11 protein-coding genes are annotated in these 11,215 nt (G+C 71.8%); 8 read left to right on the forward strand and 3 right to left on the reverse strand.

What is annotated here, in order from left to right; all coding sequences use genetic code 11:
• Both VGF64_01330 and VGF64_01335 read left to right on the forward strand, forming a co-directional pair.
• Positions 1 to 715 (forward strand): hypothetical protein (locus VGF64_01330; GenBank protein ID HEY1633372.1); only part of this gene is annotated, 715 nt, incomplete at its 5' end.
• An 84-nt stretch (positions 716 to 799) separates the two neighbouring features.
• Entirely contained in the window at positions 800 to 1,597 is a 798-nt protein-coding gene (locus VGF64_01335) for an exodeoxyribonuclease III (protein HEY1633373.1), read from the forward strand.
• 52 nt (positions 1,598 to 1,649) lie between these two features.
• Here the strand turns inward: VGF64_01335 and VGF64_01340 are convergent, their stop codons facing one another.
• Together VGF64_01340 and VGF64_01345 are read right to left on the reverse strand one after the other, a co-directional pair.
• Positions 1,650 to 1,946: a hypothetical protein gene (locus tag VGF64_01340; GenBank protein ID HEY1633374.1), complete on the reverse strand. Its 297-nt coding sequence runs from the start codon at positions 1,944 to 1,946 to the stop codon at positions 1,650 to 1,652.
• A 59-nt stretch (positions 1,947 to 2,005) separates the two neighbouring features.
• Positions 2,006 to 4,111, reverse strand: coding sequence for a UvrD-helicase domain-containing protein (locus VGF64_01345; protein ID HEY1633375.1), 2,106 nt, complete (start codon positions 4,109 to 4,111; stop codon positions 2,006 to 2,008).
• Between the two features lie 478 nt (positions 4,112 to 4,589).
• On the opposite strand from VGF64_01345, the gene VGF64_01350 reads away from it, so the two are divergent.
• The 4 genes from VGF64_01350 to VGF64_01365 all read left to right on the forward strand — a co-directional run bounded on the left by VGF64_01350 (position 4,590) and on the right by VGF64_01365 (position 8,956).
• Positions 4,590 to 5,426: an alpha/beta hydrolase gene (locus VGF64_01350; protein ID HEY1633376.1), complete on the forward strand. Its 837-nt coding sequence runs from the start codon at positions 4,590 to 4,592 to the stop codon at positions 5,424 to 5,426.
• Positions 5,423 to 7,105 (forward strand): Mur ligase family protein, encoded by a 1,683-nt coding sequence (locus VGF64_01355; GenBank protein ID HEY1633377.1) that lies wholly within the window; start codon positions 5,423 to 5,425, stop codon positions 7,103 to 7,105. The genes VGF64_01350 and VGF64_01355 overlap by 4 nt, the downstream gene beginning before the upstream one ends.
• A gap of 64 nt (positions 7,106 to 7,169) precedes the next feature.
• Positions 7,170 to 8,279, forward strand: a complete 1,110-nt coding sequence (locus VGF64_01360; GenBank protein ID HEY1633378.1) for a hypothetical protein — start codon at positions 7,170 to 7,172, stop codon at positions 8,277 to 8,279.
• Between the two features lie 53 nt (positions 8,280 to 8,332).
• On the forward strand, positions 8,333 to 8,956 hold the full coding sequence (locus VGF64_01365) for a PH domain-containing protein (protein HEY1633379.1): 624 nt from the start codon (positions 8,333 to 8,335) through the stop codon (positions 8,954 to 8,956).
• Positions 8,957 to 8,982: 26 nt separating this feature from the next.
• Here the strand turns inward: VGF64_01365 and galK are convergent, their stop codons facing one another.
• Positions 8,983 to 10,023, reverse strand: coding sequence for a galactokinase (gene galK, locus VGF64_01370; protein ID HEY1633380.1), 1,041 nt, complete (start codon positions 10,021 to 10,023; stop codon positions 8,983 to 8,985).
• Positions 10,024 to 10,175: 152 nt separating this feature from the next.
• Between galK and VGF64_01375 the strand changes: the two genes are divergently transcribed.
• Positions 10,176 to 11,054 carry an alpha/beta fold hydrolase gene (locus VGF64_01375; GenBank protein ID HEY1633381.1) on the forward strand — a complete coding sequence of 293 codons (879 nt, stop codon included), beginning with the start codon at positions 10,176 to 10,178 and terminating at the stop codon, positions 11,052 to 11,054.
• On the forward strand, positions 11,051 to 11,215 hold a 165-nt coding region (locus VGF64_01380), incomplete at its 3' end, for a CoA transferase (GenBank protein ID HEY1633382.1). The genes VGF64_01375 and VGF64_01380, both read left to right, overlap by 4 nt.

The following is an 11,215-nucleotide window of genomic DNA, read 5'->3' on the forward strand; positions in this document are numbered from 1 at the left end:
CCGCAGCGCCCGGCGGGTGCTGCGGCGGGGCGAGCGCCGGCCCTTCGTGCTGCAGGCCCTGGACCCCCAGCGGCGTGGGGTGGAGCTGGCCCTGCCGGAGTATGCCCAGGTGGCCGGGTCGCCCAGCGAGGAGACGGTGGAGGCCGAGATCTCGGAGGCGACGGCCGTCGAGGAGGTCCCTGAGACCAGGCGGGGCGCACCGCGCAAGCGGGCTCAGAAGGCGAAGGCCGCCGACGAGGCCGAGGCCGGCAGCGGCCAGCAGGCGGCGGAGAAGGCCGACGGCCGGTCCAAGCGGACCAAGGCGGCGAAGGCGGGGACGATCAAGAAGGCCAAGGCGGCCGCGGGCAAGGCGGCCGCGGGCAAGAAGGCCAAGACAGCGGCGGCCAAGACGGCGGCGGCGAAGACGCCGGCAGCCAAGACGGCGGCGAAGGCGGCAGCGGGCAAGACCGCAGCCGGCAAGACCGCAGCGGCCAAGACGGCGGCGAAGTCCGGGAGGACGGCAAAGGCAACCAAGGCGAGCAACGCCGAGGGCCCCACGGCGGCGGAGACGACCAAGACGGCGAAGAAGGCGGCCAAGAAGGCCTCGGCGCCGGCCACGAAAAAGGCGGCGAAGAAGGCGGCGAAGGCGACGAAGGACAAGTCAGCGGGGACGACGGCCAAGGCCCCGACCACGAGCTCGACGGCCCGGACATCGGAGGGCCAGCCCAGGACGTGACGAGGGCCGACCCGGGAGGTCGGCCCGAGGGCAACGGGGAGATCTCGGCCCAACACGACGCGTCGATGCGACAAGATGGCGCTGATGCGGATCGCCACGTGGAACGTCAACTCGCTGAATGTCCGGCTGCCCAGGGTCGAGGAGTGGATCCGGTATGCCCAGCCGGACGTGCTGTGCATGCAGGAGACGAAGGTGGCCGACGCCACCTTTCCGGCCATGGCCTTCGCCACCCTGGGGTACGAGGCGGCCCACCACGGCACCGGCCGGTGGAACGGGGTGGCGATCGCCAGCCGGGTCGGTATCAAGGACGTGTCCGCCGGCTTTTCCGACGACGGGGGGAGCGAGGCCGCCGAGGGACGGTTTGTCAGCGCCATCTGCGGCGACGTGCGGGTGTCGAGCGTCTATGTCCCGAACGGGCGCAGCGTCGGCAGTGAGCACTACCAGGCCAAGCTGGCCTGGCTTGCCGACCTGCACACCTATGTGACGAAGCACTGCGATCCGACGGCGCCGATGGCCATCTGCGGCGACTTCAACGTCGCACCCGAGGACCGCGACCTCTGGGACCCGTCGCGCTTCGAGGGGGCCACCCACGTCAGCGAGCCCGAGCGAAAGGCCCTGGCTGAGCTGGAGGAATGGGGCCTGGTGGACGCCTTTCGTCAGCGCTACGACGAAGGCGGCTTGTTCTCCTGGTGGGACTACCGGGCTGGTGACTTCCACCAGCACCGGGGGATGCGCATCGACCTGATCCTCGTCACCCGACCCCTCGCCGAGCGGGTCGGGTTCGCCCTCATCGACCGCTTCGCCCGCAAGGGCAAGCTGCCGTCGGACCACGCACCGGTCCTCGTCGACTTCGACCTGGAGGGCGCGGGGATCGCCCCCTGAGCTTCGAACGCGAAGGAGCCCTGGTGGGCGCGGCTCCGGACCGGGCCCGACGTCAGGTGAGCTGGGTTCGGAGCTTCGTCAGTCCCGATCCGAGGCTGGCCCGCAGATCGGCGCGGGACAACCCGGTGTCGGCGTGTAGTTGCTTCATCGACCTGATCTCGTGACCCCCGACCCCGAAGCGGGCGCCGAGCAGGAGCCGCTCGATCGGCTCGAGGTCGTCGAGCACTCGATCCGGGAGCGAACGCACCGACACGAGGTCCTCGTCGATGTCGGCGGCGGGATCCATGAGCTCGACGTCTTCGTCCGGGTAGGGCCAACCGTCCTCGCTCGGCCACAAGAACGAACGCATGGGCTCGTTGTCGCGCCGTTGACACCCGCCGTCAACCCTGTGGGCGGGGCCAGGTGCGGTTACGCGGACTGCCGATGCTGGGACACCAGGTCGAGCAGCGCCTCGCCGTAGCGGGCGGCCTTCACGGGTCCCAAGCCGGGCAGGGCGAGGAGCTCGTCGTGCGACGCCGGCAGGGCGCTGGCGACGGCCGCCAGCGTAGTGTCGTGGCAGATCACGTAGGCCGGTACGCCCGACAGACGGGCGGCCGAGGACCGCCAGGCCCGAAGGGCGGCGATCATGGCGGGATCGGCGGCCTCGACCATGGCCGCGCCCGGGCTGCGAGGTCGCTGGCGTCGTCCGCCGGAAGCCTGCTCGCGGCCGAGACGGGAGCGCTCGGCCTGGATGAGCCGCAGCGGGTCCACCCCCTCGGGTGCCTGGGCGAGCGCCCGGCGGGCGAGGTCGACTGCCTCGAGGTACGGGGAGCGGGTCCGGGCCACGGTGCGCGATCCGAACGTCCGTCGCTCCGCCCACGAGCAGTGCAGCTCCCGTTCTGCGCGGGTCAGGGCCACGTACAGGAGGCGGCGTTCCTCTGCCTCGGCCTCTGGTGTCGTGGCGTGCCCGATGGGGACCAGCCCGCGCTCGAGACCGGCGAGGAACACGACGGGCCACTCGAGCCCCTTGGCTCGGTGGAACGTCGTCAACTCGACGGCGTCGGCCTGGGCGTTGGCCCCCTCGCTGCGAACAGTGGCTGCCAGCCAGGCCGAGAACCCCTCGGCCGATGCCGTCCCGTCCACCGCCTCGTACTCGCGACCGAGTCGGACCAGGCCCTCCAGGTGCGACCGCCGATCCGCGACCTCGTGCCCGCCTGCTGGGCCGGCGGCAGCCTCCTGTTCCGCGGCCCCGTCGAGGTCAGTGACCCGGGCCTCGAGGTCGGCGAGCTGAGCGCCGAACGGCACCCTGGCCGGCGCCCGCCGCAGGTCGCGCAGAGCGTCCTTGACCTCCGGCCGGTCCAGGAATGCTTCGCCGCCCGAGACCCGGTAGGGGATCCGAGCCGAGCGGAGGGCTTCCTCGAGCAACACCAGCTGGGCGTTGGTCCGGGTCAGGACGGCCAGATGGGTCCAGGGCATGCCGGGGCGGTGGGCCCGGCGCAACCTGCTTGCGATCGTGCGGGCCTCGGACACATCAGTGCCGGCCGCCGTGACGGTCGGCACCGGCCCGTCGGCCTGGGTGGCCCGGAGCAGGTCCGTGGGCGCGCTTCGGCCCTGGGCCAACAGCGCGGCAGCCACCGTGAGGACCTGGGGAGACGATCGGTAGTTGTGGTCGAGGCGCACGACCCCGGCGGTGGGATAGCGGTGTGAGAACCGGCCCAGCAGCGACGGGTCGGCGCCGTTCCACGAATAGATGGCCTGGTTGGGGTCGCCTACCACGCAGAGGTCGAGGCGGTCACCCATCCAACCCTGGAGCAGCCGGAACTGGGCCGGGTTGACGTCCTGGAACTCGTCGACGAACACGTGTCGGAAACGCCACCGCTGGGCGGCGGCGAAGCCCTGGTCCTGCTCGAGGTCGTTGACGCAGGCGACCAGGAGGTCATCAAAGTCGACCAGTCCCTGTCGGGCCTTCTCCTGCTCGTAGCGGCTGTAGATGGCGGCCATCTCCTGGGCGGGCAGGGGTGGCCGCCGGCCCGCGGCGACGAGCGCGCCCGGGTAGCCGTCGGGCGGGACCATCCTGGCCTTGGCCCACTCGATCTCGCCGGCCAGGTCGGCGAGGGAGGGGCCCGATCTGCCTGGGCCGTTGGCGCTCCGCCCACTGTCGCTGCGCGCCACCAGCCGGGCGAGGAGCCGCACCTTGCGATCGAGCAGGGCTGGTGGGCGCGCACCCAGGTCGGCCCACCGCTGGCGGAGCTGGCCGTAGGCGATGCCGTGGAAGGTCCCCGCCGTCACCTGCTGGCGCACCCCGAGCGCCCGGAGGCGGGACCGCAGCTCGCCGGCGGCCTTGCGGGTGAAGGTCAGGGCGAGGATGTGCCGGGCATCCGCTGTGTCCTGCTCGATCCGCCAGGCGATCCGTCGGGTGAGGACGCGGGTCTTCCCCGACCCCGCCCCGGCCAGCACGCACAGTGGAGCGGCGTCCGACGTCACGGCGCGGCGCTGGGCGTCGTTGAGGTCCTCGAGAAGCGCCGTGTCACCCATGCCTCCCGACCGTATCGACGGGGTGTGACAACGCGGTGGATGCTCACCGACGAGAGGAGTCCAAAACGAGATCGGCCCCAAGTAGCCGTGGGGCCTTCGCCCCCCGGACTCCTCGGGGCCGATCCTCGGGCGGCACCCTGACGCCGTTGGTCGCCTACCGGCGACCATCCGACCGCTCGAGCACCTGCCGGCGCCCGAACCAGGCAACAACCCTGACGCAACCTTCGTCGGCTCACCGACCACATCGGGCGGGGACCTGAGGCCCATCCTGACCCCGGCGGCCCGGCTCGACCTTCTCCGGTTGCGCTGGCCGCAGTCTGCACCCGGTTGCTCGGTGCGTCAAGACCCCCGTTGGCCCATGGAAAGGCCGGTCGGGCCGAACCGGATATCGTCATGGTTCCGGTGGGCGGCGGGCGCCAGCCGACCGCCCGCTCATGTCGATGTCCCTTTCTCAACCCGCCCACTCGACCGCCCCCGCATGGCCATGTTGAAGGCCTTCGACGGAGGCCGGCTCTTCGGCGCGTCCTTCGGTGGCGACGAGGCGCCGTGGGTGCTGGCTCTGCACGGCTGGGCCCGCACGCACCAGGACTGGCGCAGCGTGCTCGGGGCGCGGGCCGCGGGAACGGTGGCACTCGGAGGCCCTTCGTCGTCCCGCTCCGCGCCGGCCGGCGACGCCTCGATCGAGGGGCCGGCAGGACTGGGCGCGATGGGTGCCGTGGCGGTGGATCTTCCTGGGTTTGGAGCGACTCCGGCGCCGGCGGAGGCCTGGGGATCGGCCGACTACGCGGCTGCACTGGTACCCGTGCTGGAGGAGCTGCAGGTGCCGGCGGTTGTCGTGGGCCATTCGTTCGGTGGGCGGGTGGCGATCCACCTCGCCGCTGCCCACCCGGGCCTGGTGAAGGCGCTGGTGCTGACCGGCGTACCCCTCGTGCGCCCGGCCGCACGACATCGCCGCCCACCCCTGCGGTATCGAGTCGGGCGGGCCCTCTACGACAGGAGGTTGCTCAGCGAGGCCCGGATGGAGACGCTGCGCCAACGCTACGGCTCGCCCGACTACCGGGCTGCCACGGGTGTCATGCGCCAGGTCCTCGTCCGGACGGTGAACGAGACCTACGACGACCAGCTGCGCGCCGTGCGCTGTCCGGTCGAGCTCGTATGGGGCGACAACGACACCGAGGTTCCCGTGTCGGTGGCCGAGGCGGCGTCGGGGCTGCTGGCCCGCCCCAACCTGACCGTGTGTCGCGGCGCGGGCCATCTCGTCCCGCTCACCGCACCCGACGCGCTCCGGGTGGCCATCGAGCGCCACCGGCCATGAGCGCACTCGACATCGCGGTCGTCGCCTGCGCGGTTGCCGCGTCGGCGCTGGCGGGTCTCCGCTGGCTGCGCGTCGCCCAGCGGGAGCACTATCTGGCTGGTTCGGTCACGAGGTTCGCCCTCCGCTGGTGGTGGGGGGCGGTCGGCTTCAACCGATTGCTCGGGGTGATGGCGATCCTGGGCTTCCTGGTCACCCTCTCGTTCCCGCCGGCCGGTTTCGCCCCCGCGGCCGTGGTGGCCGTCGGGCCGGTGGGGCTCTCGGTGCGCGGGCGCACCGCCAAGCTGGCGTGGACGAGACGCCTCCGGACGCTGGCCGTCGTGTGGGCCGCGTTGCAGGCGGTCGTGGTGACGGCCGGAGTGGCAGGAGGAGTCGGCCCCGTCGTGGCCGTCGCCGGTGCCCTGCTCGTGCCGGCCCTGGTCGACGCCGCCTGCGCACTGACCGCTCGGTTCGAGCGCCGCCTGGCCGATCGTTTCGTCGAGACGGCGGCCACCAAGCTGCGGCGCGTGGCGCCGACCGTCGTGGGCATCACCGGCTCCTATGGCAAAACCTCGACCAAGGGGTACGTGGGTTATCTCCTCGGCTCTACTCGCGCCGTCGTCGTGAGCCCTGCGAGCTACAACAACAGGGCCGGGCTGGCCCGCACGGTCAACGAGCACCTGGCTCCGGGGACCGAGATCCTCGTCGCCGAGATGGGCACGTACGGTCCCGGCGAGATCGCCGACCTCTGCTCGTGGCTCACTCCTCGCATCGGCGTGATCACGGCCATCGGGCCCGTGCACCTGGAGCGCTTCGGGTCGGAGGACCGCATTGTCGAGGCCAAGGCCGAGATCCTCGATCGAGCCGATACAGCCGTGCTCAACGTCGACGACTCACGTCTGCGGTCGGTTGCCGACCGTGCATCGGCTGCGGGCAAGCGCGTGTGGCGGTGCTCAGCGGCAGACCGCGACGCCGACGTGTGCGCGCTCGTCGACGGCGCCGCGCTGGAAGTCCATCGCAAAGGCACCCTCATGGCGCGGGTCGACGACGCCCATGCCCGCCCGACCAACGTGGCCTGCGCCGTGGCTGTGGCGCTCGAGCTGGGCGTGGCGGAGGCGGAGGTGACCAGGCTGCTGCCCGGGCTGCCGGTCGCTCCCAACCGCCTGAACGTGGCCGTCGGGTCCACCGGTATCACCGTGGTCGACGACACGTACAACTCCAACCCGGCGGGGTGTCGTGTGGCTCTGGAGGTCATGTCCCGCCACGGGCAAGACGGCCACCGGCGAGCCGTCGTCACCCCAGGGATGGTCGAGCTGGGCGACCGTCAGTACCCCGAGAACGTGGCCTTTGCTACCGCGGCGAGGGCTGTTGCCACCGACGTCGTCATCGTCGGATTCACCAACCGCAGGGCCCTGCTCGAGGGAGCGGGCGAGCAGAACGTCAGGATCAGCGGGTGGCGGGCCGGCGCCGGCGGGTACACCGTCGCCCCCGACGAGGACGACGACGAGGAGGACGGCGACGGCGACGCTCGCGACACCAAGGCGGGCGGGAACCCGCCCGAGGGCGAGGCGCCCCCCGGCGAGCACGCCCTCCAGGTGGTCGTGGTCGGAAGTCGCGGCGAGGCGGTGAGCTGGGTGAAGGCCCATCTGGGGGAGGGCGACGTCGTGCTGTACGAGAACGACCTGCCCGACCACTTCGCGTGAGCTCCTCGCCCGCCGATCCAGGGGCTAGTTTCCTGGTAGCGCGCCAAGTACCGGAGAGTGACCAGTGAGCGACACCGCAGTCATCTTTGGCGGGCCGTCACCTGAGCACGACGTGAGTGTGTTGACCGGGCTCCAGGTGACGCGCGCCTTGAGCACGACGGGCTCCGAGCGGATCAGGCCCCTGTACTGGACCAAGTCGGGAGACTGGTTCGAGGTGGCGCCCGAGCTCGAGGGCGAGGCGTTCGTCGACGGCGTGCCGCCCGGCTCGACGCCTCTCCGATTGGAGGCTGACGCCGGGGGAGGGTTCCAGGCCAGGGCTGCCCTTACGGGCCGGCCCCGACCACTCGACATCTCCGCCGTCGTGATCTGCTGCCACGGTGGTCCCGGTGAGGACGGGACGCTCCAGTCCGCGCTCGATCTCTCCGGTGTTCGCTACACCGGCCCCACCGCCGCCGGGGCGGCGTTGGGCATGGACAAGCTCGCGTTCGCCGGCCTGGCCATCGCAGCCGGGCTCCCGACCCTGCCGCGGATCCTGCTCACCGACGCTGCCCGGCCCGACTTCCCCGGCCCGTACATCGTCAAGCCCCGGTTCGGCGGCTCGTCCATCGGCATCGAGGTGGTCGAGGACGTGGCCACGGCGACGGCACGGCTGCTGAACAACGCCCATCTCCGGCGGGGCGCGGTGGTCGAGCCGTATCGACCGGACCTGTTCGACCTCAACGTGTCGATCAGGAGCTGGCCGGAGGTCAAGCTGTCCGCCATCGAGCGCCCGATCCGCTCAGAGGCGTCCTCTGACATCCTCAGTTACGCCGACAAGTACGTGGGTGGCGAGGGCATGGCCAGCGCCCCGCGTGAGCTGCCCGCCGACCTGGACAGCGGCCTCGAGGCGCGGCTCACCGAGGCTGCCCACCTGCTTGCCCAGCTCGTCGACCTCCGCGGCGTGGCCCGCATCGACTTCCTGTCCGACGGCAGCGAGCTGTTCGTCAACGAGGTCAACACGATTCCGGGCTCGATGGCAAAGTACCTGTGGGTCGCTCCTCCGGTCGCCTTCAGCACGCTGCTGGCGGACATGCTGGCCGAGGCGCTGGCCCGGCCGGCTGTGCACCACCTGGCCGTCGGGGCGGACGGCGCCGTCCTCCGTTCGGCGGGGAGCATCGCCAGCAAGCTGGCCTGATTCGCCGCCACGGTGCCGTGGAAGCGACCAGGGCGGTCGATACCCTGCTGGTGGTGCCCATCCCTCGAAAGCTGCTGAACGAGGGCGAGCAGGTCGTCGTCGACCTCCGCCCCCACTGGTCCTTCCTCATCGGGCCGGTGCTGGCGGGGATTGGCGCCATCGTCGTGGCGGTGGCGGTCCTGGTGGCCTTCCCGTCCGCCCCGGGGGTGGTCATCGTCGCCGTGCTGCTGGTTCTCGCCGGCGCCATGATCTGGCTCGCCGGCCGGTACGCCCGCTGGGCCAGCACCAGCTTCGTGCTGACCAACAGCCGGGTGATCTACCGGACCGGCGTCGTCGCTCGCCATGGGCGCGAGATCCCGCTGGAGCGGGTGAACGACATCACGGTCCACCAGACGATCCTCGAGCGCCTGGTGGGATCGGGTCGGCTGTTCCTGGAGTCGGCAGGGCGGATGGGCGAGGAGGCGTTCATCGGGGTGCCCCACTGCGTAGCCGTGCAGAAGGCGATCCACCAGCAGTTGGAGCAGTCCCGGCGCCGGTGGGCCGAGCAGGCCACGGGCCGCGTCCCGCTCACGGTCCCCGAGCAGCTCGAGAAGCTCGACGAGCTGTGTCGCCGAGGTGTGATCACCAGAGCCGAGTTCGACGCCGAGAAGACGAGGCTCCTGCACCCCCTGGGCTGACCGACGAGCGGGGTTCTGGGGCGACGCTACGGGGACCCGAGGCGCTCGACCGAGGCTCCCGCCGAGGCCCGCAGGACCCATCGACGGCGGTTGTCGGGGACGACGGCGCCCGGCGCGGTGAGCGCCACGACACAGCCACCGAACCCCGCACCGGTCATCCGGGCACCGTGCACGCCCGGTGTGGCCAGCAACTCGCCGACGAGAGCATCGAGCGAGGGCGTGGTGACCTCGAAGTCCTCGGCGAGGCTGCGGTGGCTGGCGGTCATCTGCGCCCCGGCCGATGCCAGGTCGCCAGCGGCGATGGCCTTCGCAGCCGCCGTGACCCGGGCGTTCTCGGTCACGACGTGGCGGGCCCGCCGCCGGAGGACCGGATCCCTGATCGACCCGACCTCGGCGACCGTCGCCTCGCGCAGTGGTCCGACGGCGGCCGCGGCCGCTTCACACTCCGCCCGCCGGGCGGCATAGGCGGTGCCGGCCAGGCCTCGGGCCCGCCCGGAATGGACGGCCACGACCTCGACGTCGTCCGGCAGCGGCACCGGCGAGACGTCGAAGGACGCGCAGTCGAGCAGCAGAGCGTGGCCGTGGCGACCGCAGACCGACGTGAGCTGGTCCATCACGCCGCACGGGACCCCTACGGCGACCTGCTCGGCCCGCTGGCAGGCCTGGGCCAGCTGCACCGGCGTGCCATCGAAGCCGAGGGCGAGGGCGACGGCCACCTCCAGCGCGGCACTCGATGCGAGCCCGACGCCGATCGGCACGGTGGAGCTGACGGTGCCGACGCCGGCAACCCCCGGCGTCACCGTCTCGACCACGCCCGCGACGTACCGGGCCCAGCGGGGCGCGTCCTTGCCAATGCTGGCGAGGGGCTGGGCAATGTCGATCGTGGCCCGTCCGGGTCGGTCGCTGGACGTGAGCTCCAAGCGCCCGAGTGCCTCGTCACGCTCGAGCGTCACGTCGATGCCCAGGTTGATCGCCATCGGGAGGGCCAGACCGCCCGTGTAGTCGGTGTGGTCGCCGATGAGGTTGACCCGCCCAGGAGCGTGGGCCAGGACCCGGCAGCGGCTCATGTGCGAAGAGCTTCGCACGGCCCGCCCGGGAGGCGGGCCCATCGCGCAGCCCGCCCGGGAGGCGGGCCCATCGCGCACCCCGCCCGGGAGCGGCCGCCCCGAGTGGGTGCCTGGGGCTTGACCGGGTGGTCAAGACGAGACAGCATCCGGGCATGGCCACCGCGCGCGCCAATGGCATCGACATCGACTACGACACCTTCGGTGATCCGGCCGACCCGGTCATGCTGCTCATCATGGGCCTCGGGGGCCAGCTCATCGTCTGGGACGACGAGCTGTGCCGCCAGCTGGCCGGTCACGGGTTCCGCGTCGTCCGCTTCGACAACCGCGACGTCGGGCTGTCTACCAAGCTCGACGACGCGCCGCAGCCCGACATGATGGCGGTGCTCCAGGGTGACCGTTCGTCAATCACCTACGGACTCGAGGACATGGCCGCCGACGCCGTCGGGCTCCTGGACGCGCTCGGCATCGAGCGCGCCCACATCGTCGGCGGGTCGATGGGGGGCATGATCGCCCAGCTCCTGGCGATCGATCATCCCGACCGGGTGCTCAGCCTCGCCTCGATCATGTCCAACACGGGCGATCCCAGCGTTGGCATGCCGACCCCCGAGGCGATCGAGCTGCTGATGAAGCCTCCTCCGACCGGACGAGAAGAGGTCATCACCCGCGAGGTCGAGACGGACCGCCTGCTGGGTTCCCCCGGCTTTCCATTCGACGAGGCACGCACCCGGCGCCGCGCCGCTGCGTCGTTCGACCGCTCGTTCTACCCGCCAGGTGTCGCCCGTCATGTCGGGGCGGTGGTCGGAGCTGCGGACCGCACAGCGCGCCTGACGAAGCTGGACGTGCCGACGGTCGTCATCCACGGGACCGCCGATCCCCTGGTCACTCCGACCGGCGGTGAGGCCACCGCCAAGGCGATCCCCGGCGCCGAGCTGATCATGATCGAGGGAATGGGCCACGAGCTGCCGCCCGGAGTGTGGCCGAGGGTTGTCGACGCCGTCGCGGCCAACGCGAGCAGGGGAGCGCGACGATGAGCGGGCCGCTGGAGGGCGTCCGCGTCATCGAGATCGCCGGCATCGGACCCGGACCGTTCGCCGCCATGATGCTTGCGGACATGGGCGCCGACGTCGTGCGCGTCGACCGGGCCCAGAAGGTGAGCGGTGGCGACCCTGCGAGCCCTCCCATCGACCTCCTC

Source organism: Acidimicrobiales bacterium (assembly GCA_036491125.1).
GTDB lineage: Bacteria > Actinomycetota > Acidimicrobiia > Acidimicrobiales > AC-9 > AC-9.